Source organism: Streptomyces sp. NPDC101181, assembly GCF_044767975.1.
In the GTDB taxonomy this organism is placed as follows: Bacteria; Actinomycetota; Actinomycetes; order Streptomycetales; family Streptomycetaceae; genus Streptomyces.
The window spans coordinates 41880-64867 of the sequence record NZ_JBIWOX010000015.1; the positions used below are offsets into that span (position 1 = coordinate 41880).

Below are 22988 nucleotides of genomic sequence, written 5' to 3' on the forward strand. Positions count from 1 at the left end.
ACGGGCGCGCCCGGCCGGGGGCCGGGCGCGTGAGGGTGGGGGGAGGGAAGCCGTCAGAGGGGAGTGAACGCCGTCCCGCTCTCCGGTCGGTGCACGCTCACGGAGCCGGTGTGCACCTCGTAGTACCAGGCGTGCAGGCCGAGGGTGCCCTGGCTCAGCCGCTCCCGGACCGCGGGGTAGCCCCGCAGGGTGTCGAGCTGGGCGAGGGCGTGGGCCTGGATCGCGCCCGGCAGGCCGCCCGGGTCCGCGGCGGGTGCCGCGCCGTCCGCGCAGTGCGCCAGCCAGTTCCGGACGGCGGGCATGGCGGACAGGTCCTCACCCCGGTGCACGGCGCCCACCGCGCCGCAGTGGGAGTGCCCGCAGACGATGATGTCGCGCACCTGGAGCATACGCAGCGCGTACTCGATGGTGGCGACCTCGCCCGCGGGGCGGTCGCGTTCGGGGTAGGGCGGGACGATGTTGCCGGCCGTCCGGAGCTCGAAGAGCTGACCGGGGCGCGCGCCGGTGAACAGTGAGGGGACGACCCGGGAGTCGGAGCACGTGACGAAGAGGGCTTCGGGGGTCTGACCGTCCGCGAGACGTTCGAAATCCTTTGCGTTCGCGGCTACGTGCTCGGTGAAAGTCCGGGCGTGTTCTACGAGGGACTGCATAGTGGCCTGCCTCCTGCATCCGGCGGAGCCGGGGAGCGGTGTGGTCGGGTCATATTGACGAATGCGCTGTTCGAATCCGTATGAATGTTCGGAGCGGTGCGGCTGTCTTACCTCGGGATTCACCGGAGGATGACCGCGGTCGTGCCTGCTCCTGTCGCACCGTGGCGATGTGACTACAGCTCACCATATAGAGCGGAACTTTGCTATCGCATTACCTTCTTGTGAAGGAACGCGAATGCGCCATTCTTGTCATTCATTCGGCTTGTTCTTTGTGATCGCCAATGGGGAGGCCGGGCCGCGTGGGGTGGGGGAAAACTCAGATCCGGCGGCCGTGCAGGAAAAGATGCGGCTCGGATTCGCCCGACGGGTGGTCCGGGGTGAACAGCGCACTCCGCTCCCACTCGACACTGAGCCCCGCCCGCGTCAGCAGCGCGGTGAACTCCTCGGCCCCGAAGCTGGAGACCCGCACCGGCTGCCCCATGAACACCGCGTCGACACCCGCCACGTCCAGCGGCACCGTCGCCGCCACCAGCCATCCGCCGGGCCGCAGCGACCGGACGAGCCGCTCCAGCAGCGCGCCCTGCTCGGCGCGGTCCATCTGGAGCAGCGAGAAGTACACACAGACGGCGTCGTACGCGCCCTCGGCCGGCGGCAGCTCGCGGATGTCGGCACACCGGAACTCGGCCTCCGGCACCTGCCGCGCCGCGAGGGCGGTCATCACCGGCGACACGTCCACCCCCAGCACCCGGTGGCCCGCCGCCGCCAGGGTCTCGGCGGTGGGCCGCCCCGTACCGCTGCCCACGTCCAGCACCCGGCTGCCCGGCGCGAGATCCGCCAGCAGCCGGTCCAGCGAGGCGCGGTGGGCCGCGGAGGAGGCGAAGGCCCGCTCGTACCGCGCTCCCAGTGCGTCGAACACCGCCGCGGCCGGAAGCGCCCGGCCTGCACCGGCGTCCGAAGCTCCGTGGCTGTCACCCATCGACACGATCCCTCCGTGGTCCGGCGGCGCGGGCCGGGGTCTCTCGCGCTGCCCGGCCGCTGTGAGCGTCCCCCGCGGGCGCCTGAGTATGCCGTGCCCTCACCCGTGAGTACCCGCCCCGATACTCCGGCCCCCGGCCCGTAGTTCGATCGCCGGTATGACCTCCGACGCCCGCGTTCCCTCCGAAGCTCCGCGCCGCCCCCGTATCCAGCACGTCACCACCGCGGGCACCGCCCTCGCCGTCACCCTGCTCCCGCTGGCGGTGGGCGTCCTGTTGGCCAAGAGCATGGCGGCGGACCCGATGACGTCGGTGAACGCGCTGGTCACCGGGGGCGGGCACCGGCCACGCGTCTCCCCGGGGGAGTGGCGCCGGTGCGGTGCCCACGCGCTGCGCCGGCTCCGCACCGCCGACCGAGTGGTCACCGGCCGCCCCCGCACGTACTGATACCGCCCACCCGGGTTCCACCGGGACCGGGCCCCGGAGGGCGTCCGGCTCCTCCTCGATCGACGGCCTGAGGCTCAGGAACTCGAAGACCCGCTCGAAGCCGACCAGCGCGCTCATCACCTCGACCCGCGCCGGGCGTTCATCGCGCGGAGAGGATCACGGCCTGGCGGGGCGGTCCTGGGGGGCTGGCATGATCGGGGGATGAACGAGAGCATCATCGCCGCGTGTGACGGGGCGTCGAAGGGAAATCCCGGACCGGCCGCCTGGGCCTGGGTCGTCGCCGACGCGGCGGGCGAGCCCGTGCGCTGGGAGGCGGGGCCGCTGGGCACCGCCACGAACAACGTGGCCGAGCTGACCGCGCTGGCCGAACTGCTGGAGAGCGTGGACCCCGCGGCGCGGGTCGAGGTGCGGATGGACTCGCAGTACGCGATGAACGCCGTGACCAAGTGGCTGCCGGGCTGGAAGCGCAACGGCTGGAAGACGTCGGGCGGCAAGCCCGTCGCCAACCGGGAGCTGGTCACCCGGATCGACGCGCTGCTCGGCGAGCGCTCGGTGACCTTCCGCTACGTCCCCGCGCACCAGGTGGACGGCGACCCGCTGAACGCCATCGCCGACCAGGCCGCGAGCGAAGCGGCGGTAGCCCAGCGGGCGGCCGGTACGGCGCACGGCGCGAGCGCCCTGCCGGTGCCCGCTCCCGCACGGTCGGCGAAGGCTCCGGCGCGGTCGGCCAAGGCCAGGACGGGTGAGCGGAGCGCGTCGGGCGGCACGGCCCGCTCCGGTCGGCCCTCCGGCACGATCGCGGCGCGGTTCGCGGGCCGGTGCCACTGCGGAAAGCCGTACGCGGCGAAGGACCCGATCGCGAAGAACCCGAACGGCTGGGGCCACCCGGAGTGCCGTACGGCCTCTGCCTGAGGCCGCTCGGCGTCGGCGTACGGGCGAGATCAGAGATCGGCCCAGACGAGGCGGCCCGCCAGTGCGGCGCGCGTTCCCCAGCGGGTCGCCAGGGCGTCGACGAGCAGCAGCCCCCTGCCGTCCTCGGGCAGGCACCCGGACGGATCGTCGGCCCCGTCGCCGCCGGTCTCCGGGGCCGGGCCTCTCAGCAGCTCCGCCGAGTCGTCGGGGCGGGCGGGGGACGGGATACGGCCCTTGCCGCGGTTCCACACGCAGATGCGGACCCCTCCGGCGACGCGCAGGAGACGGCAGCGGATCCGCCGGGTGCCGGTGTGCTGTACGGCGTTGGTGACCAGTTCCGTCACGATGAGCGCGGCCGCCTCGACGCGGTCCGCCGGCTCTCCCCAGGCCCGCATCGCCTCCTGCACCCGGTGCCGGGCCTCCGGCACCCCCCGGGGCAAGCGGGGCACCCACCAGCTGTGCGCACCTCGGCCGCCTCCGGGGTCGGGGGCGCGTTCCGCGCATATGGCTATTTCCGACATGTATGCACTCTCGACGTAAAACGCGTACTTTGCAACCGACAGAGTGTGTAGTGCTCCGTTTCGGGGCTCGACAAGGAAGGTTTCCGCATGCGAGCCCGCTCCGGCCCCACCGTGGAGCACCGCGTCCTGGCGGTCCGGCTGCGTCTGCTGCGGGAGCGCGCCGGGGTCAGCCTCGCCGTCGCCGCCGAGGCGATCGACGCCCACCCCGCCACGGTCCGGCGCATCGAACGGGCCGAGACCGGGCTCGACGCCCGGCAGGTCGCCGAGCTGCTGGGCTGCTACGGAGTCGCGGACGCCGTGGCCGGGCCGATCATGGCCGGTATCAGTGCCGCGAACCTGCCGGGCTGGTGGCACCGCGGACGGGACGTCCTGGAGGGCTGGCAGCAGGAGATCATCGGCATGGAGACCTCGGCGAGCCTCGTGCGGACCTGGCACCCCGCGCTCGTCCCGGAGCTGCTGCGCACCCCCGCGTACGCCGCCGCGCTCTACCGCACCCAGTACCCCGACGACTCCCCGGCCCGGCTGGGGCGCCGCGTCGAGCTGCTGGGCGAGCGCCGTCGCAGGATGAGCGAGCGGGGGGCCGCCCTGTGGGCCCTGTTCCCCGCGGCCGCCCTGCACACCCGGGTGGGCGGCCCGGACACCATGGCCGGGCAGCGGGCCGCGCTGGAGGAGGCGATGGGGGAGCAGCACGTCACCGTCCAGGTGGTGCCCCTGGACCACCCGCCGCACCCTCTGACCGGCGTACCGCCCCTGCATCTGCTCCGGGTGCCCGCGCCCGAGATCGGGGACCAGGCGGTCCTGGAGACCCCGGGCGTCCGGGTCGACCTCGTCGACGACCCCGAAGCCGTGACCGCCCATCGCGCCCGGCTGGACGCCGCGTGCGCCGCCGCGCCCGGGCCCGGGACTCCGCTGCCGCGATGAGACGTACCGGGGCGTCCGGGGACCGGCCCGGGGGCCCCGCCCGGCCCGTCCCGGGATGCGCCGTCCCCCGGCCCCGTACAGCGTGGGGGAGTGGTGGAGCTGCGCAGGGCCCAGTGGATCCCGGTGGGGGTCATCGTGCTGGCCGTCGTGCTGGACGTGGCCACCCCGACCAATGTCACCTCCGCACCGCTGCTGATAGCCGCTCCGGTGGCCGCCGCCCCGCTGCTGCGGCTGCCCGGCATCATCGTGATCGGCACCCTCTCCATGGCCGTCCACGCGTGCCTTGCCTGGATCGACGGAACCTTCGGCTGGCACCGGGGCCTCGCCAACCAGCTCACCCTTCTGGCCGTAACGGTGCTGGCCGTCCTCATCAACCGCGCCCTGGAGGGCCAGACCGCCCGGACCCGGCGTGCCCGGCAGGTCGCCGCCGTGGCCCAGAGCGCCGTCCTGCCCAGGCCCCCCTCACGGCTCGGACTGCTCAGCATCGCGGCCCGCTACGTACCCGCCGAGGACGAGGCGATGATCGGCGGCGACCTCTACGTCGTCCAGGACACCCCGCACGGGGTGCGCGTGATGGTCGGGGACGTACGCGGCAAGGGCCTGGGAGCGGTGAGCGCGGTCTGCGCGGACCTGGGCGCCTTCCGGTACGCCGCGGACGAGGCGGAGGACCTGCCCAGCCTGGTGGCGTCGCTGGAGCGGGCGCTGCTGCGCGAGGGCGGGCGGCGCGGCGGCCAGGAGCAGGAGGAGGGGTTCACGACGGCGCTGATCGCCGAGTTCGCCACCGGCCTGGACACCGTACGGGTCGTCAACCGGGGCCACCCGCCACCGCTGCTGCTGGACGCCGAGGGCCGGGCCACCGTCCTGGCGCCCTCCGAGGAGTCGCCCCCGCTCGGCATGAGCGCCCTGGGCGCCTGGAACTCGCCGGTCGACACGTACCGCTTCCCGCCCGGCGCCACCCTCGTCTGCTACACCGACGGCGTCACCGAGGCCCGCGACGAGGCCGGGACCTTCTACGACGCCGCCGAACGCCTGCCCCACCTGGTGCGGCACCGTGCCCTGGTCGGGGACCCGGCCACCCCGGCGCAGATCCTTCACCTCCTGGTCGAGGACGTGGAGCGGCACACCGGCGGTCGCGTCCAGGACGACCAAGCCCTCCTGGCCCTGCACCGGCCCTTGTTCGACGCATCGCCCCCATAGGTGTTTAGAGGAGCCGATCGTCGGTCACCCGGACGGAAGAACGGAAAAGACCTGGACGAACGAACCCCAACGCACCGACATCGGGAGTGAGCAGAGTTGATGAGCTCGGAGAACTGGCGTCTGCACGCGGCCTGCCGTGAGGAGGACCCGGACCTGTTCTTCCCCATCGGGAGCACCGGTCCCGCCGTGGTCCAGACCGAGGAGGCCAAGGCCGTCTGCCACACCTGCCCCGTGCGCGCCGCCTGTCTGGAGTGGGCGCTGGAGAACGGTCAGGACGCGGGTGTCTGGGGCGGCCTGTCCGAGACCGAGCGGCGCGCGCTCAAGCGCCGCAGCCGCCGTCGTGCCGAGGCGCGGGCGGACCGGGCGGCCTGACCGCCCCACGGCCTGACGGAGAAACGGCGGGCGTTCCGGGGAGCGGGGCGGCCGGAAACTGGGTAGACGATGAGCCATGGACACCACCGCTTGGCTCGTTGTCGCCGCCGTGGCCGCGCTGATCACCCTGGCGCTGGCCGTCGTCCTCCTGGTGCGTGTGTTCAAGGCCAGGAAACTGCTGATGGACGCCGGGGTCCCGCTGCGCAGCAAGGCGCTCGTCTGGGCGGCCGTGATCTACACGGTGTCGCCCGTCGACCTGCTGCCGGACCCCGTCTACCTCGATGACATCGGACTCCTGCTGGTCGCCCTGCGCTCCCTGCACTCGGCCGCCGCGGCCGCCGGGGTGCGGCCGGGCAAGCGGGCCGACCGCCCGGCGGCGGACACCCGGACGGGCATGAAGTCCCTGGGCGGTGTCTGAACCGGCGTCCGAACCGCGGTGTCCGTTCCTGAAGGGCCGTTGGGTCGTGGACCACGGCAAGCCCTCGGGCGGTGGGTCACGCCGAGCATGACGATGAGGCTTAGGACAACCGCGCGAGACCGTCGGACCTGTCCGGCCACCACCGAACGAACGCCAGGCGCCTGCCGGGAACACACATTCCCGGCAGGCGCCTGTGATGCGTACGCCGACGTGTCGGGGACCGGGGGCACCCCCGACACGTCGGCGCCGATTCTCAGTGCGGCACGGTCGCCACGATGACCTTCCCACCGTCCGTCGCCTCGCGGACCCGGACCTCGCGCGCCAGGCGGTTGACCATCGGCCAGCCGAAGCCGCCGGACCGGCCGGTCAGGTCCGGCGTGCGCTCCTGGGGGAGTGCCGGGCTGGGGTCGGCGATCCGGACGTGGACGCCCGCGTCGTCGGCGGTGAGCCGCAGAGCGGTGACGGCCCCGGCGTGCCGCACGGCATTGGTGACCAGCTCGGACACGAGCAGGAGCAGGTTCTGGACCACGTCCGTCGCCGGTGCGGGGCTCAGCCGCGCGACGAAGCTGCTGACGGCGTCCCGCGCGTCGGCGGCCCGCTCGGGCCGGCAGACGTAGTCGGTCCGGGTCACGCCGCCCGGTGAGAGCGTCATCAGGATGCGGTCGGTCATCGTGTCCACCCCGTCGCTTGAGCTTTCTGGTCTGGAGTTTCGGATACCCCCGAAGCCGCGTTTCAGCGTCCGGGGTCTCAGGGAGCCCCGCGAGTGCGTGAGAAGTGCCCGTACGAGGCCGGGGGCAACCGTCGGTCCGGCGCGCGCGGAGCGCCCGCGCTGGTCCCCGGGGGCAGCCGCCCGAGCCCCTGAGCGGCAGGTTTTCCAGCCCTTTTTCTATCGTTGAAAATTCTGTGTGCACGACCGTTGTGCCGTGTTTGGTGTTGTGGCTCAATGTTCGACTATGTGCAGTGCCTCATTGGTGCGAGGCACCTCCGGCTCTTCGACGAGGACGACGCCTTGAGACGACAACACCCGCGCCCCCGTGCCCTGTTCAGGGCCCTGACCTGTGCTGCGGCGCTGCTGATACCGGTCGGCGCCACGCTGGTCCCGACGGCCGCCGCCGCACCCGCCGTACCCGCCGCTCCGGCCGAAGCCGCCGTGAACGCCTTCTCGGCGAAGGACCCCGTCACCGATGTCCGCGGGCTGAAGGGCGAGTACTTCAGCATGTCCGCCCCGGGCGCCCGTGACTTCGCCGAACTGGGCGCCACGACGCTGGACCCGGACATCAACTTCCCCGGACTCACCGGCACGTTCGAGTCGGCGACGGGCAAGACCGAGCACACCACGGCCCGTTGGACCGGACAGATCGAGGCTCCCGAGACCGGCGAGTACACCTTCTCCGCCGTCGGTGACAACGGCTTCCGGCTCTTCCTCGACGGTGACGTCGTCATCGACCACTGGCAGCCGGACTGGGACAACGAGCAGCACAGCGAGCCGATCGCCCTGAAGGCGGGCGAGAAGCACGAGTTCAAGCTGGAGATGTTCCAGGACACCGGCGGCGCCAGCATGTTCCTGCGCTGGCAGAGCGACTCGGTCGAGAAGCAGATCGTGCCCGAGTCCGCGTTCACCCCGCCCGCCGACTTCGAGGTCTACCCCGTCGCCCTGAGCGTCGCGAAGAACGGCAGGCGGCTCCAGGCCACCTTCACCGACCGGGTCGCGGACTACCGGAAGGTGAAGGACCACCTCAAGATCGAGGTCGACACCTCCCCGATGCCGGTCAAGGCGGTGAACCGGGCCGCGAACAACCCCCGCGCCCTGGTCATCGACCTCGCCGCCCCCGTCCTGAAGGACCAGCGGGTCAAGTTCGGCTACGACGGCAAGGGCGGGCTGAAGTCCGGCGGCGAGACGGTCCCGGAGATCGGCCGCACCGCCAAGAACCTCTCCACCGAGCGGCTCACCACCACGTGGGGCGACAAGCTGGACACCCGCAACCCGCTGCCCGAGTACCCCCGCCCGCAGCAGGTCCGCGACCAGTGGAAGAACCTCAACGGACCCTGGGAGTTCGCCGGGGCCACCGAGGGCGAGCGCCCGGTCTTCGGCAAGAAGCTCGACGAGAAGATCATCGTCCCGTTCCCCGTCGAGTCCCAGCTCTCCGGGCTGGAGCGCGACGAGGACCACATGTTCTACCGCAAGCTCGTGACCGTGCCGAAGAACTGGTCGGTCGGCAAGAGCGCGCCCGGCAAGGGCACATCGGCCCGGAACAAGCGGCTGAAGCTCAACTTCGACGCCGTCGACTACCGGTCCACCGTCTGGGTCAACGGCACCAAGGTCGCCGAACACACCGGCGGGTACACCGGGTTCAGCGCCGACATCACCGACGCGCTCAAGGGCACCGGGCCGCAGGAGATCGTCGTCGCCGTCTCCGACACGACCGGCCCGAACCAGCCCAAGGGCAAGCAGTCCACCAACCCCGGCGGCATCTTCTACACCCCGTCCTCCGGCATCTGGCAGACCGTGTGGATGGAGCCGGTCGCCCCCGCGGCCATCGACTCCCTGACCACCACCCCCGACATCGACACCGGCCGCCTCGCGGTCACCGTCAACTCCGCGAAGGCCTCCGACGGCGCGCGGATCACCGCCGTGGCCCGCGACCGCAACGGCAAGGCCGTCGGCACGGTCAGCGGTCCGGCCAACCGCGAGCTGAGCCTCAAGCTCAAGAACCCCCGCCTGTGGTCGCCCGACGACCCCTACCTCTACGACCTCGACGTCTCCCTCACCGACGGCCGCTCCAAGGACAGCGTCGAGAGCTACTTCGGGATGCGCCAGCTGAAGGTCGCCAAGGTCGGCGGCTACCAGAAGCTCGTCCTGAACGGGAAGCCGTTCTTCTCCCTGGCCATGCTCGACCAGGGCTTCTGGCCCGACGGGCTGCACACCCAGCCCAGCGACGCGGCGCTCACCTTCGACCTGAAGGCGCAGAAGGATCTCGGCTACAACTCCGTACGCAAGCACATCAAGGTCGAGTCGCCGCGCTGGTACTACCACGCCGACCGGCTCGGGCTGCTGGTGTGGCAGGACTTCGTCTCCGGTGACATCGACAACGAGACCGGGCAGAACGCCTTCCTCACCCAGGGGAAGGAGATGATGAAGCAGTTCCACAACTCCCCCTCGATCGGCGGCTGGATCGTCTTCAACGAGGGCTGGGGCGAGTGGGACCGCACCGAGACCGGCAAGATCGCCGAGGACGTCAAGGAGCTGGACCCCTCCCGTGTGGTCAACGCGCACTCCGGGGTCAACTGCTGCAACTCCAAGGGTGACTCCGGCAAGGGCGAGATCATCGACCACCACGACTACGTGAACAACGACCCGCCGTTCCCCGACCACCGCGCCGCGATGGACGGCGAGCACGGCGGCTTCACCCTCCGCACCCCCGGGCACATGTGGCCCGGAGCCCCCGCCAACATCTACTCCGGGGTCGCGGACAAGGCCGCTCTCACCGCGAAGTACGTCGACAACACCCGCACGTACTATCTCGCCGCCGCCGGGGCCGAACTGTCCGGCTCCGTCTACACCCAGGTCAGCGACCTGGAGAACGAGCTCAACGGGCTCTGGACGTACGACCGGCGCGAGATCAAGGTCGACCCGAAGCCGGTCCGGGAGATCAACCGCCAGGTGATCGCCGCCGGGGCCAACGCCGGTGAGCGGGACGAACTGAAGGGCGGCGGCTCCTGGTCGCTCGACGAGAACAAGGGCACCACGGCCCGCGACAGCGGCCCCAACAAGGCCCACCTCGCGCTGAAGGGCGGCACCTCCTGGGCGCCCGGCGTCACCGGCTCGGCGCTGAAGTTCGACGGCAAGGGACAGCACGCGCAGACCACCGGTCCGGTCGTGGACACCACCAAGGACTACACCGTCTCCGCGTGGGCCTCGCTGGACACCCTGCCCGGCAACTACGCCACCGTGCTCAGCCAGGACGGACGGCGGACCGAGAACCCCTTCTACCTCCAGTACGGGCAGGGCGCGTTCGCCTTCTCCACCCCGGGCGGCAAGCGCGCCCGGCTGGAGGCCGCACCGGAGACCGGCCGCTGGTACCACCTGGCCGGCGTCCGCAAGGGCGGGGAGATCACCCTGTACGTGGACGGCGAGCCGGCCGCCACCACCGAGGCCGGACCGGCCGACGTGAGCACCGGCCCCCTCTCGGTGGGCCGGGCCCGCTACGACGGAGCGGAGACGGACTTCTGGCCCGGCTCCGTCGACCAGGTGGCGGTGTTCGACAAGGCCCTGACCGCCGAGGAGGTGGCCGCGCTGCACCGCGCGAAGCCGTAGCGGCACCCCTGTGAACCACCTTCGGCGCGCCCCGCGGACCCGGGCGCGCCGAAGGCGGAGCGGACCCCCGCCGGACGGGAATGGTTCTCCGACCAACGGACCATTCCCGTCCGTTGGTGTCCCTCCCGAGATGTACCGGAGGTGGGGCCCCGGGACGGATGGGCAGACCCGCACAGCTTCGACAAGATCCTTCCTGTCCGAACACGCGACCGGAAGGATCGACATCGTGCGCAGACGACGTCTCGCGCCCCTGGTGGCCGTCAGTGTGACGGCGGCCCTCGCCCCGGCGCTCGCCGCCCCGACGGCCACCGCGGCCCCGGCCGCCGGCGCCGCGGCCGTCTCCACCCCCGCCGCGACCGGAGTCCTGGAGCGGTACGCGAAGCAGAAGCCGCGGTGGAAGCGGTGCGACGCCGACAGTCCGGCGGAGTACCAGTGCGCCACCATCGAGGTCCCGCTGGACTACCGCAAGCCCGGTGGCAAGCGGATCGACCTGGCGATATCCCGGATCCGGACCGCAGAGCCCGGCCAGCGGCGCGGCGTCCTGCTCTCCAACCCCGGCGGCCCCGGCGGCGAGGGGCTGTGGATGCCGATGATGATGAGGCAGGAGCTGCCGGGGTCCGTGTCCAGGAGCTACGACCTCATCGGCTTCGACCCGCGCGGGGTGGGCCGCTCCAGCCCCGTCTCCTGCGGACTGAAGCCGGAGGAGGAGAACTGGCTGCGGCCGTACAAGGCGGAGACGTTCCCGAAGGACGTCGCCTGGGCGCGTACCGTCGCGGAGAAGTGCCGCAAGAAGACCGGCGACCGGCTCGCGCACATCACCACCCGTAACACCGCGCGCGACATGGACCTGCTGCGGGCCGTCCTCGGCGAGAAGAAGCTCTCCTACGTCGGCTACTCCTACGGGACCTACCTCGGTGCCGTCTACGCCCAGCTCTTCCCCGGCCGGGCCGACCGGTTCGTGCTGGACAGCGCCGTCGATCCGCAGCGCGCCTGGCGCGGGATGATCCAGTGGTGGGCGGAGGGCGCGGAGCCCGCGTTCGACCGTTGGACCGCGTGGGCCGCCGCCCGCGCCGGGAAGTACGGTCTTGGCGACACCCCGAAGAAGGTCGACCGGACCTTCTGGGAGTTGGTGGCGCGGGCGGACGAGAAGCCCATCGTGGTGGACGGGCAGCCGGCCACCGGCGACGACATCCGCAGCGGTATGCGCGGGGCGGTCTTCAGCCCCCAGTACGCCACGGAGGCGTTCGTCGAGCTGAAGAAGGCCGCCGACGGCAAGCCCGCGTCCGCGGGGAAGGCCGCCCGGATCACCGAGGCCGGGGGGACCGGCGGGCCCGAGCGGCCCGGAGGGGGACGGTTCGCCGCCGAGACGCCCGCCGACAACATGACGGCCAGCTTCTGGGCCGTGGTGTGCGGCGACAACTCGGCCGTGTGGTCCCGCGACCCGGAGAGCTACCGGCGCGACGCCATCGAGGACAAGGGCCGCTACCCGCTCTACGGGGACTTCGCGTCCAGCATCAAGCCCTGCGCGTTCTGGGGGAAGTCCGCCGAGCCGGCGACCGTGGTCGACAACAGGTCGCCCTCCCTGGTCGTGCAGAACGAGTGGGACCCGCAGACCCCGCTGCCCAGTGGACAGGCCCTGCACGCCCAGCTCAAGGGGTCCAGGATGCTCACCGTCCGCGGCGGCGAGGGCCACGGCGTCTACCCCAGCGGCAACGCCTGCACGGACGGCGCGGTCAACCGCTACCTGGGCACCGGGAAGCTGCCCGCGAAGGACGTGACCTGCACGGCGACCCCCGACGCGAACGCGCAGGCCAGGAAGGACCGGATGCCGGACGTGCTCCCCGGCTCCCCGGTCCCCGACCGCGCACCGGACCGCTTCTGACCCCCTGGGCGCCCACCGCACGGTGAGGGGCCCGGCAGCGGCGGATGAGTGTCTCCGCCGCTGCCGGGCCCCTGGCCGTCACCCGCGCCGGCTCACGGAGCCCAGGGGGCGTCCACCGCCCAGGTGGTGTCCTCGGTGAACAGGGCCGGACTGTCGAACGGACGCCCGCCGCCGGGCGTCGCCAGCCACACCTGTGCGTCGATGTGCCGCAGATAGCTGCCGGGCAGATTGGCGCTGGTGAACCGCACCCCGCCGTTGCCCGCGACCGCGCACCACGTCGCATCCGCCTTGAAAAGCGCGGAGTTGTCGTTGGCGTCCCGGTGGACCCGGAAGTCCCGGTGACGCAGGAACTGGCCGGGGTAGTTGCGGGACTCGAAGGAGTAGCAGTTGCTGTTGGCGAGCCCCTCGACGAGCTTCCACGTGGCGTCCGCCTTCAGCGTCGCCGAACTGCCGCTGTCCACCACCTCGGTGAAGGCCTGCCCGTCGTAGTGGCGCAGGTGCTTCGTGGTGTGCCCGGGGGTGGTGACCCGCAGTGAGCGGTACTGCCCGGTGGGCAGGTCGACGGGCGGAGCCGGATTGCGGGAGGCGCGGATCAGGGCCTCGTTGGCGGCCTTCACCCGCGCGGTGTCCACCTTGACCACCTGCCGGTCGTAGGTGAGCAGACCGTTCGCCTCGTTCTCCACGTCCGTGATCTCGGTGTAGACCGAAGCGGAGAGACCCGCGGGGAGCTGGCCGATCCGGATCGCGTCCAGCAGCCCGACGAAGCGGTCGTTGAGGGCGGCTATGCTCGGCTGGTCCTCGTAGCTGAACCCGCCGCCCGGATACCACTCGTGTCCCGGCACCTTGTAGCCGAGCCCGCCGAACTCGCCCAGCACGGCGGCCCGGGTCGCGGTCGGGGCGGTGTTTCCGGGGCCGACGTAGATGTGGTTGTCGACCACGTCGCCGTTGCCGCCGTCGACCGAGCCGCAGCAGTTGACCCCGCTCATGTTGTTGACCAGGCGCGAGGGGTCCCGCCTCTTGACGTCGTCGGCGATCCTGGCCTGGTCGTACTGGCCCCAGCCCTCGTTCTGGTTGACCCACATCACCACCGAGGGCGAGCTGAGGTGCTCGTCGATGACCTCCCGGTACTCCGCCTCCCACTGGGTGCGCGCGGGGCCGTCGGGGACCTTGCCGGTGTCCATCGACGGCATGTCCTGCCACACCAGCAGCCCCAGCCGGTCCGCCCAGTAGAACCACCGTTGCGGCTCGACCTTGATGTGCTTGCGGACCATGTTGAAGCCGAGGTCCTTGTGCGCCTGGAGGTCGTACTTCAGCGCCTCGTCGCTGGGCGCGGTGTAGATGCCGTCCGGCCAGTAGCCCTGGTCCAGGGTTCCGGTCTGGAACACGAACTGCCCGTTGACCACCGGCCGCAGAATGCCGTCGACCTTCTTGAGCCCCACCGACCGCATGCCCGTGTAGCCGCCCACGCTGTCGGTGACGGCCGAACCGTCGAGAAGATCCGCCTTCACGTCGTACAGGAACGGGTCGTCGGGGCTCCACAGCCGCGGGTTCGGCACGGGCACGGTGATCTCACCGCCCACCGGGCCGGTCGCCGTGCCCACCACGCGGCCGCCGCTGGAGACGGTGATCCGGGCGCTGCGCCCCGCCGCGCCCGCCGACTGGACCTTCACCCGCAGGGTGCTGTCGCCCAGGTTCGGCGTCATGTCGAGGCGGGTGATGTGCGCGGAGGCCACCGGTTCCAGCCAGACGGTCTGCCAGATGCCGGAGGCCGCAGTGTAGAAGATCCCGCCGCCCGGACGCGGCTTGACGTCGTTGATGCGCTGCTTGCCGACCGCCTGGCCGCCGGTCTGGCTCGGGTCGTACACGGAGACCACGACGGTGTTCGTCCCGCCGTTCAGCCGCGGGGTGATGTCGAAGGAGAAGGCGTCGAATCCGCCCTTGTGCGTGCCGGCCTCGGTCCCGTTGACCCAGACCGTGGTCTGCCAGTCGGACGCCCCGAAGTTCAGCTTGACCCGGCGGTTGTTCCAGTTCGCGGGGACGGTGAAGGTCCGCTTGTACCAGAGCTTGTCGTTCTCGGTGATCCGGCGCTGGATGCCGGAGAGCGCCGACTCGGCGACGAACGGGACGCGGATCTGCTCCGGGAAGGCCGCGGGCTGCCCGGCGTCCCGGCCGGTGACCGCGAAGTCCCAGATGCCGTTGAGGTTCGTCCAGTCCGGGCGGGTGAGCTGCGGGCGCGGGTACTCCGGCAGCGGCTTGTCCACCGGGACCTGGTTGGTCCACGGCGTCGTCATGGGGGCGGGCTTCGGTTCCCAGGCGGCGGGCGCGGCGGCGGCCGGGGCCGTCCCGGTCCCGACGAGGGCGGTGGCCACCAGGGCGAGCAGGCCGGTGGTGGCCGTCCATCTCCGCCACCAGGTGCGGCGGCGGGGTGCGGGTGCTGGTCGCATGGCTGGAACATCCCTTTCTACGGTCGTACGGGACGGGGAAGCGCGCAGGAGCGGTAGGGGGGAGGGGCGCTCAGAGCAGCCGCCACAGGTGGTCGTCCGTGCCGTTGTCGTCGTACTGCACGACATGGGCGCTGTCGGCGGTGGACATCCCGTCCACGCCGAGCACCTTGTCCGAGTTCCGGTTGCGCAGCCGGTACCAGCCGTCCGCGTCGGGAACGAGCTGCCACAGGTGGTCGTCGGTGCCGTTGTCGTCGAACTGCACGACGTGCGCGCTGTTCGCGGTGGACATCAGGTCGACGCCCAGCACCTTGCCGGAGTGCTGGTTGCGGATCCGGTACCAGCCGTCCCCGTTGGCCACCAGCCGCCACAGGTGGTCCGCGGTGCCCGTGTCGCCGAACTGGACCACGTGTGCGCTGTTCGCCGTCGACATGCCGTCCACGGCGAGCACCTTGCCGGAGTGCCGGTTCGCGATCCGGTACCAGCGGTCCGCGCGCCACGGCTCGGCGTCCGGGGCGACGACCGGGAAGGACGTGATCCGCAGCCGAGCCGCGCCCATGGGGACGAGCGTGACCTCCTCGACCGGTTCCGTGGAGCGCGCCGGGCTCGGCTGGAGCGGTGCGACCACGTGCTCGTCGTCCGCCGTCCACTCCGGGAGACGCCGGGCGCGTGCGGTGAGGGTGAGCGGGGTGCCCTCCAGCGTGAACGGGTGGTCGCCGGGGGCCCGGCCCGTGGACCGGTGGCGCAGGGACGCGGCCGGGCGGGCGGGGTCCAGGACGAGGCCGTAGTTCCAGGGGGTGGTGGCGTGGACCGCGTACTCCGGGAAGGCGTCGCTGCCGCCGATGCGCTCGTACTCCTCACCGATCCGCAGCGAGTACGTCAGCGGTCCGCGGTCCACGCTCACGGAACCGTGGTTCCGCGCCCAGGTGCGTACGGTGGTGCGCTGCGGCAGCCGCAGGGTCACCTTGTCGCCGCTGGACCAGGTCCGCTCGATCCGGGTGAAGGCCGGCCCGGCGGGGGCGTCCACCCGCTCTCCGTCGACCTCGATCTCCGGAGCCGCGCACCAGGCGGGGACGCGCAGGACCAGCGGGAAGCGCAGCGGTTTCGGGGAGGTCAGGGTCAGCTCGACCGTGTCCGTGAAGGGGTAGCCGGTCTCCTCCGTGACCGTCACCTCCGTGCCGTCCGCGACCTTCGCCGTCACCTCGCTCGGCGCGTACATCGCCGCGGCGAGCCCGCCGTCCGGGGTGGCCGCCCACAGCTCCTCGGTGAAGTAGGGCCAGCCCATCCCGTAGTTGTGCGGGCAGCAGCGGTACTGGTCGACGCCCGGCAGGAAGGCCAGCATCGCGAAGGGGTTCTGGAACTGCCTCTCCCGCTTGGGCTCGTCGTCCAGGTCCACGCTGTTGGCACAGGTGATGTAGTGCACCGCCTTGCCCGACGGGTCCAGGGAGGCGGGGAGCATGTTGAACGCCAGCTCCTCGCAGCGGTCCGCCCACACCGGGTCCCCGGTGATCCGGGTGAGCAGCTGGTGGCTCGCCATGAACTCGACGATCCCGCAGGTCTCGAAGCCCTGGCGCGGGTCGCCGTGGCCCGGCCGGGCGTTCTCGTCCCCGGCGAACCCGCCGCCGGGGAACTGGCCGTAGGCGTCCATGGCCTTGGCGTACGTGCCGTAGGTGTCCCGGGTGTCGGCGGCCGAGCCGCTGCGCAGGGCGAACTGGGCGGGCTCCCTGAAGCCCTGGGCGATGTTGACGTTGTGCGGGTTGACCAGGTTGTCGCCCCAGTCGGCCCCGTACCGGTGGATCTTGTCGACGAGGTCCAGGAGGAACGCGTCGCCGGTGCGGTTGTAGAGCCACATGACGCTGTCCAGGCCGTCGCCCCAGCGCAGCGCGATCCAGCTGCTGTCGAAGGCGCCCGGACCCTGGGCGTTCATGTAGCGGAAGAAGCGGCTGAGGAAGGGGATGATCCGGGTGTCGCCGCTGTACTCCTGCCAGGAGCGCAGCGCCTGGATCAGCGGCAGGAACGGCCAGAAGTCCGGGCCGTTGTTCAGAGAGGTGCGCAGGGCCGTCGGGCCGAAGAAGCCGTCGCTCTGCCCGGTGGCGAGGATCGCGTCCATCCAGCGGCGGGTGGCCGCCAGGGCGTCGGCGTCCCCGGTGACGATCGCGAGGTCGGCGTACCCGCGCAGCCAGTACGGGACCTCCTCCCAGCCGCCCTTCTCCGGGCGGACCCAGCCCGTCGCCGCGAAGTCCAGGAAGTGAGAGAACTCCTCGAACCGGCCGCACAGACCCTCCAGTTGGAGCTGGAGCTGTCCGGCCAGCCAGCCCCGGGCCCGCACCGCGCCCGGGGGCAGCCGCAGCAGCGCGACCGGGTGCAGCGGGGCGGCGTTGGGGGAGTAGTGGCCGCCCGGCGCGGGGGCCGCCCGGTGCCGGTCCGGCGTCACGGCGGCCGCCCAGCGGCCGGTCGCGCCCATGGCGACGGCGGTGGCCACGGCGGTGGTGATGAGCTGCCTGCGGTTCAGGGGCATCGGTGGCTCCTGCTCTGAGCCCGCCGCCTGAACTGCGGCCGGACCCGGTGGGGGTGGTGGCCGCGCGGCGCGGTGCGCGGGCCTGGTGCAGGGCGTGGTGCTCGGGCCGTCCGGCGGGGGTGCGGCGGGGCGGCCGGTCGGGCGGTGGGGCGCAGGGCGAAGGCCGCCGTCGCGCGGTCGGCCGGGCGTACGGCACCCGTTCTGCAACGTTGAAAATCAGGCGTCCGGCGGTATGACAGCACGGCGCCGGGCGGGTGTCCAGCCCTCGCGCAGAGGCTGTGCCGACACACCGGCCGGCGTTCGCGCGGCCCTCGCTCCCGGGGGCCGACACATTTTGGAAACGCATCGGCATCGCTCTTGCCGCCCGCGCCGCGCCGCCTATATAACGTTGTAAATCGAGCTGCCGATGTCTCGTCCCGCATGTCCGACCGCCCGTCGACCGGCGTGCCGTCAACCCGCCAAGGAGCGTCCCGCGCATGATGATCCAGCGTCGATCCCGTACCCTCGCCGTGGCCTGCCTCCTCACCGCCACCGCCACGCTGGCCGCCGCCGGCTGCGCCAAGTCGGAGACCTCCAACAGCGCGGGCGGCGACAGCAGTCAGGCGGCCCAGGAGGCCAAGTCCCCCGAATCCTCGTCCGGTTCGGGCTGCTCGCTGGAGACCTACGGAGCGCCCGAGCTGGACCTCAAGGACGCGGTCGTCGGCTTCTCCCAGTCGGAGAAGGAGGCCAACCCCTTCCGGATCGCCGAGACCCAGTCCATCAAGGACGAGGCGAAGAAGGTGGGCGTCAAGAAGCTGCTCACCACCAACGCCCAGTCGCAGCTGTCCAAGCAGATCAGCGACATCCAGGACATGCTCTCCCAGGGGGCCCAGTTCCTCATCGTCGCGCCGCTCAACTCCGACGGTCTGGAGCCCGCGTTGAAGGCGGCGGCCGCCAAGAAGGTCCCCGTCCTCACCATCGACCGCAAGGTCAACTCCACCGCCTGCAAGGACTACGTCGCCTTCCTCGGCTCCGACTTCGTCGAGCAGGGCAAGCGCGCCGCCGACGCGATGATCAAGGTCACCGGCGGTAAGGGCAAGGTCGCCATCCTGCTCGGCGCCTCCGGCAACAACGTCACCACCGACCGGACCAAGGGCTTCGTCGACCAGGTCAAGGCCGAGGCCCCCGGCCTGGAGATCGTCGCCCAGCAGACCGGCGAGTTCGCCCGCGACAAGGGCCAGCAGGTGATGGAGCAGCTCATCCAGTCCAAGCCCGACATCACCGCCGTCTACGCGGAGAACGACGAGATGGGCCTCGGCGCCCTCACCGCGATCAAGGCCGCGGGCAAGAAGCCCGGCAAGGACGTCAAGATCGTCTCGGTCGACGGCACCCGCAACGCGGTGCAGGCCGTGGCCGACGGCGAGTACAACGCGGTCATCGAGTCCAACCCCCGCTTCGGCCCCCTCGCCTTCGCCACCGCGCAGAAGTTCTACGCCGGTGAGGAGATCCCGGAGAACGTGATCATCACCGACCGGGAGTACGACGAGGCCAACGCGAAGGACTCGCTCGGCGGCGCGTACTGACCCCACCGGACGCCCGGCCGCCGACGCCCCGAACCCACCCGGGGCGTCCGGCGGCTCGGCCCCCCTCCCGTAACACCGGAAGGCCACGATTCATGGCACCCACCGAAGCGACACCCCGGCACGCGGAGAGAGCCGTCGAGGCCCCCGTGCTCGAAGCCCGCTCGGTCAGCAAGCGGTTCCCCGGCGTCGTCGCCCTGGACGACGTCTCCTTCTCCCTGCGCCCCGGGGAGACCCACGCGCTCGTCGGTGAGAACGGGGCCGGGAAGTCCACCCTCATCAAGGTGCTGACCGGCGTCTACCAGTGCGACGAGGGCGAGATCCGGGTCGCGGACGCACCCGTCCGCTTCGCCCGCCCCTTCGAGGCGCAGCAGGCCGGGATCTCCACCATCTACCAGGAGGTCAACCTCGTCCCGCTGATGAGCGTGGCGCGCAACATCTTCCTGGGACGCGAGCCGAAGAACCGTTTCGGTCTCATCGACTTCGGCCGGATGAACCGCGAGACCGCCGAACTCCTCGACGGTTTCGGCGTCCGCGTCGACCCGGGGCGCCCCCTGCACACGCTGGGCATCGGCACCCAGCAGATGGTCGCGCTCGCCCGCGCCGTCTCCGTACGGGCCCAGGTCGTCATCATGGACGAACCGACCTCCTCCCTGGAGCCCCGCGAGGTCGAGACCCTCTTCCGGGTCATCGAGAACCTGCGCGGCCAGGGCATCGCCGTCCTCTACGTCAGCCACCGCATGGACGAGCTCTACCGCGTCTGCGACCGGGTCACCGTCCTGCGCGACGGCCGCCACATCCACACCGGCGACCTGGCGGACCTGGACCGGATGCGGCTCGTGTCGATGATGCTCGGCCGCGACCTCGCCGAGGTGCGCCGCGAGGGCCTCACCCACTTCGGCAACGACGGGCACGCGGTCGCCCGTACCCCCGTCCTGACCGCCACCGGCCTCGACCGCCGCCACCAACTGCACGACATATCCGTCGAGTTGTACGCGGGTGAGGTGCTGGGACTCGGCGGGCTGCTGGGCTCCGGGCGCAGCGAGACCGCCAAGGCGCTCACCGGCGCACTGCCCCTGGACGGCGGCGAGATCACCGTCGACGGCGAACGGCTCGGCCGCCCCACCCCGGCCGCCGCCATCCGCGCCGGCATCAGCATGCTCCCCGAGGACCGCAAGGCCGAGGGGATCATCCCCCAGCTCTCCGTCCGCGAGAACATCGTGCTCGCCGCGATGCCCCGGCTCTCCCGGGCCGGGATCGTCTCCCGCGAGAAGCAGGACCGGATCGTCCGCGTCTTCATGGAACGGCTGCGGATCAAGGCCTCCAGCCCCGAACAGAAGGTCGGCGAACTCTCCGGCGGCAACCAGCAGAAGGTGCTGCTCGCCCGCTGGCTCTGCCTGGAACCCAAGGTGCTGCTGCTCGACGAGCCCACCCGGGGTATCGACGTCGGCGCCAAGGCCGAGGTGCAGAGCCTCATCGACGACCTCGCCCGCGAGGGCCTGGCCGTACTGCTGATCTCCTCCGACATCGAGGAGCTGATCGAGGGCGCGGACCGCGTCGTCGTGCTGCGCGGCGGGGCCGTCGCCGGTGAACTCGCCGGTGACGAGGTGGCGGAGAGCCGCCTCCTCGAAGTGCTTGCCGACCACACGCCCGCTGCGGCGCCCGCGCCCGCCCCCGCTCCGGAGTCCGCTTCCGCGCCCGCCCCCGCTCCGGAGTCCGCTTCCATGCCCGCGCCCGCTCCGGGGGCCGAGGACGCCGGCCGGGCCCACGGCTTCGCGCCCGCCGACGACAGGCCCGTCCCCGGCGGGAAGACCCCGGCCGGCCAGGAGGACCCCCGATGACCACGCAGGCCACCCTGCCCCGCCCCGCGAAGCCGCTCGCCCGGCTCCGCGACCCCGCCTGGTACCAGACGTACGGGGTGTACGCGGCCGTCGCCGCCCTGCTGCTGTTCAACGCGCTGTTCACCGAGCACTTCATGACGGCCGACAACCTGCGCACCCAGCTCGTCCAGGTCGCCCCGATCGTCATCGTCGCGCTCGGCATGGCCCTGGTCATCGGCACCGAGGGCATCGACCTCTCCGTGGGCTCCACCATGGCCCTCGCCGCCGCCCTGCTGCCGCTCTACCTCGGCTACGGACTGATCCCCGCGCTCCTCATCGCCCTGCTCGCCGGGGCGGTGGTCGGCGCGATCAACGGGACGCTCGTCTCCCTCGTCGGGCTGCAACCCATCGTGGCGACCCTGGCCCTGTTCGTCGGCGGCCGGGGACTCGCCCTGGTGATGGCCGACGGCCAGTTGAAGCAGATCGTCAACCCGGACATCCTCGCGCTCGGCACCGGCTCCTTCCTCGGCATCCCGCTGGTCGTGCTCATCGCGGGCGTCCTCGCGCTGGCCGTCGCCTTCCTGGTACAGCGCACCACCTTCGGCCGCCAGATCGTCGCCATCGGCGGCAACCGGGCCGCAGCCGGGCTCTCCGGACTCCCCGTCAGGCGGGTCCTGACCGGCGTCTACATCCTCTGCGGCACCATGGCCGCGCTCGCCGGAATCCTCGCCACCGCGCGGCTCACCGCCAGCGACCCGTCCTCGCTCGGCACCCTCATGGAACTCTCCGCCATCACCGCGGTCGTCGTCGGCGGCACCCCGCTGAACGGCGGCTCCATCCGGGTGCTCGGCACCGTCGCGGGCGCCCTGCTGATGCAGCTGCTGCGCGCCACCCTCGTCAAGCACGACCTGCCCGACTCCACCGCACAGATCGCCCAGGCGGCCATCATCATCGCCGCCGTCTACATCGCCCGGGAGCGTCGGTCCCGATGAAGAACCTCACCCCCGCCGCCCCGGCCCCCCAGGTGCCGGCGCCGCTCAAGAACGCCCCCTCGCGCACCGAACCCCGCCCCGAGCGCTCCACCGGATCGCGGATCGGCGAGCTGCTCCAGCGCCAGGGCGTCCTCGCGGTCCTGCTGACCGTGATCCTCATCGCCTCGTTCGTCTACCCGACCTTCGCCAGCCTCGACAACGCCCGGGGCGTCACCGTCCAGGCCTCGTTCCTCGCGATCGTCGCCCTCGGTATGACCCTGGTCATCATCACCGGCGGCATCGACCTCTCCGTCGGCTCCGTCTTCGCCCTCGGCGGTGTGCTCGCCGCCTGGGCCTCCCAGTGGGGCTTCCTGGCCGCCCTGCTCGTCCCCCTGGTGGTCTGCGGTGCGATCGGGCTGCTGAACGGGCTGCTCATCGCCCGCGCCAACATGGCCCCCTTCATCGTCACCCTCGCCACCCTCCTCGCGGCGCGCGGGATGCTCCTCGCCTTCACCGACGAGGGCGCCACCACCTACCTGGTGCCGAAGGACTCCGCCTTCGCCGAGCTGGGCCAGGGCAGCGTCTGGGGGTTCGGCCATCCGATCCTCATCGCGCTCGTCCTGTTCGGAGCGGGCGGACTGCTCCTTCAGCGCACCTCGTTCGGGCAGACCCTGTTCGCCGTCGGCGGCAGCAGCGACGCCGCCACCCTCATGGGGCTGCCCGTCGCCCGTACGAAGATCCTCGTCTACACCCTCAGCGGGCTGCTCGCCGGACTCGCCGGGGCGCTGAACGCCGCCCGGCTCTCCTCCGGCGTCACCATCATCGGCGTCGGCATGGAGCTGGACGCGATCTCGGCGGTCGTCATCGGCGGCACCCTCCTCATCGGCGGCGCGGGCTCGGTCAGCGGCACCCTCTGGGGCGTCCTGCTGCTGGCCGTGATCCAGAACCTCATCAACCAGATCGGCTCGCTCAACTCCTCGTACCAGTCGGTGGTCAGCGGCGGCTTCCTTATCGTTGTCGTGGTGGCGCAGCGTTACCTCGCGCGCAGCCGAAGAACCACCTGAACCGGA

At 71.8% G+C, this 22988-nt stretch carries 18 protein-coding genes; 12 read left to right on the forward strand and 6 right to left on the reverse strand.

Annotation, left to right across the window (positions count from 1 at the left end):
* Nucleotides 1–53: 53 nt before the first annotated feature.
* Together ACIRRU_RS21675 and ACIRRU_RS21680 are read right to left on the reverse strand one after the other, a co-directional pair.
* Nucleotides 54–650, reverse strand: coding sequence for a carbonic anhydrase (locus tag ACIRRU_RS21675; RefSeq protein WP_403682951.1), 597 nt, complete (start codon nucleotides 648–650; stop codon nucleotides 54–56).
* Nucleotides 651–966: 316 nt separating this feature from the next.
* Entirely contained in the window at nucleotides 967–1626 is a 660-nt protein-coding gene (locus tag ACIRRU_RS21680) for a class I SAM-dependent methyltransferase (protein ID WP_403682953.1), read from the reverse strand.
* 157 nt (nucleotides 1627–1783) lie between these two features.
* Here ACIRRU_RS21680 and ACIRRU_RS21685 point away from each other — a divergent pair, with 157 nt between their 5' ends.
* On the forward strand, nucleotides 1784–2071 hold the full coding sequence (locus ACIRRU_RS21685; RefSeq protein WP_403682955.1) for a hypothetical protein: 288 nt from the start codon (nucleotides 1784–1786) through the stop codon (nucleotides 2069–2071).
* Between the two features lie 201 nt (nucleotides 2072–2272).
* Entirely contained in the window at nucleotides 2273–2983 is a 711-nt protein-coding gene (locus ACIRRU_RS21690) for a ribonuclease H (protein WP_403682958.1), read from the forward strand.
* A 29-nt stretch (nucleotides 2984–3012) separates the two neighbouring features.
* On the opposite strand, the gene ACIRRU_RS21695 is transcribed toward ACIRRU_RS21690, so the two are convergent.
* Nucleotides 3013–3423: an ATP-binding protein gene (locus ACIRRU_RS21695; RefSeq protein WP_403683216.1), complete on the reverse strand. Its 411-nt coding sequence runs from the start codon at nucleotides 3421–3423 to the stop codon at nucleotides 3013–3015.
* A 168-nt stretch (nucleotides 3424–3591) separates the two neighbouring features.
* On the opposite strand from ACIRRU_RS21695, the gene ACIRRU_RS21700 reads away from it, so the two are divergent.
* The 4 genes from ACIRRU_RS21700 (at nucleotide 3592) to ACIRRU_RS21715 (ending at nucleotide 6412) form a co-directional block, all read left to right on the forward strand.
* A complete protein-coding gene (locus tag ACIRRU_RS21700; protein WP_403682961.1) occupies nucleotides 3592–4425 on the forward strand; it encodes a helix-turn-helix transcriptional regulator in 834 nt (277 codons plus the stop codon).
* A gap of 90 nt (nucleotides 4426–4515) precedes the next feature.
* Nucleotides 4516–5622: a PP2C family protein-serine/threonine phosphatase gene (locus ACIRRU_RS21705; RefSeq protein ID WP_403682964.1), complete on the forward strand. Its 1107-nt coding sequence runs from the start codon at nucleotides 4516–4518 to the stop codon at nucleotides 5620–5622.
* Nucleotides 5623–5721: 99 nt separating this feature from the next.
* A complete protein-coding gene (locus ACIRRU_RS21710; RefSeq protein ID WP_363203724.1) occupies nucleotides 5722–5994 on the forward strand; it encodes a WhiB family transcriptional regulator in 273 nt (90 codons plus the stop codon).
* A 76-nt stretch (nucleotides 5995–6070) separates the two neighbouring features.
* Nucleotides 6071–6412, forward strand: a complete 342-nt coding sequence (locus tag ACIRRU_RS21715; RefSeq protein ID WP_403682967.1) for a YkvA family protein — start codon at nucleotides 6071–6073, stop codon at nucleotides 6410–6412.
* Nucleotides 6413–6665: 253 nt separating this feature from the next.
* Here the strand turns inward: ACIRRU_RS21715 and ACIRRU_RS21720 are convergent, their stop codons facing one another.
* Nucleotides 6666–7082 carry an ATP-binding protein gene (locus ACIRRU_RS21720; protein WP_363203722.1) on the reverse strand — a complete coding sequence of 139 codons (417 nt, stop codon included), beginning with the start codon at nucleotides 7080–7082 and terminating at the stop codon, nucleotides 6666–6668.
* A 273-nt stretch (nucleotides 7083–7355) separates the two neighbouring features.
* On the opposite strand from ACIRRU_RS21720, the gene ACIRRU_RS21725 reads away from it, so the two are divergent.
* Complete coding sequence (locus tag ACIRRU_RS21725; protein WP_403682971.1) at nucleotides 7356–10727, forward strand: LamG-like jellyroll fold domain-containing protein; 3372 nt, start codon at nucleotides 7356–7358, stop codon at nucleotides 10725–10727.
* A 226-nt stretch (nucleotides 10728–10953) separates the two neighbouring features.
* Nucleotides 10954–12609, forward strand: coding sequence for an alpha/beta hydrolase (locus ACIRRU_RS21730; protein ID WP_403682974.1), 1656 nt, complete (start codon nucleotides 10954–10956; stop codon nucleotides 12607–12609).
* 92 nt (nucleotides 12610–12701) lie between these two features.
* On the opposite strand, the gene ACIRRU_RS21735 is transcribed toward ACIRRU_RS21730, so the two are convergent.
* Together ACIRRU_RS21735 and ACIRRU_RS21740 are read right to left on the reverse strand one after the other, a co-directional pair.
* On the reverse strand, nucleotides 12702–15053 hold the full coding sequence (locus tag ACIRRU_RS21735) for an AbfB domain-containing protein (protein WP_403682977.1): 2352 nt from the start codon (nucleotides 15051–15053) through the stop codon (nucleotides 12702–12704).
* Between the two features lie 70 nt (nucleotides 15054–15123).
* Entirely contained in the window at nucleotides 15124–17568 is a 2445-nt protein-coding gene (locus tag ACIRRU_RS21740) for an RICIN domain-containing protein (RefSeq protein WP_403682980.1), read from the reverse strand.
* A 476-nt stretch (nucleotides 17569–18044) separates the two neighbouring features.
* Between ACIRRU_RS21740 and ACIRRU_RS21745 the strand changes: the two genes are divergently transcribed.
* The 4 genes from ACIRRU_RS21745 (at nucleotide 18045) to ACIRRU_RS21760 (ending at nucleotide 22982) form a co-directional block, all read left to right on the forward strand.
* Nucleotides 18045–19130: an ABC transporter substrate-binding protein gene (locus ACIRRU_RS21745; protein WP_403682983.1), complete on the forward strand. Its 1086-nt coding sequence runs from the start codon at nucleotides 18045–18047 to the stop codon at nucleotides 19128–19130.
* Nucleotides 19131–19222: 92 nt separating this feature from the next.
* Entirely contained in the window at nucleotides 19223–20968 is a 1746-nt protein-coding gene (locus tag ACIRRU_RS21750) for a sugar ABC transporter ATP-binding protein (protein WP_403682986.1), read from the forward strand.
* Nucleotides 20965–21939: an ABC transporter permease gene (locus ACIRRU_RS21755; RefSeq protein ID WP_403682989.1), complete on the forward strand. Its 975-nt coding sequence runs from the start codon at nucleotides 20965–20967 to the stop codon at nucleotides 21937–21939. Before ACIRRU_RS21750 ends, ACIRRU_RS21755 begins: the two co-directional genes overlap by 4 nt.
* Nucleotides 21936–22982 carry an ABC transporter permease gene (locus ACIRRU_RS21760; RefSeq protein ID WP_403682993.1) on the forward strand — a complete coding sequence of 349 codons (1047 nt, stop codon included), beginning with the start codon at nucleotides 21936–21938 and terminating at the stop codon, nucleotides 22980–22982. Before ACIRRU_RS21755 ends, ACIRRU_RS21760 begins: the two co-directional genes overlap by 4 nt.
* Nucleotides 22983–22988 lie beyond the last annotated feature (6 nt).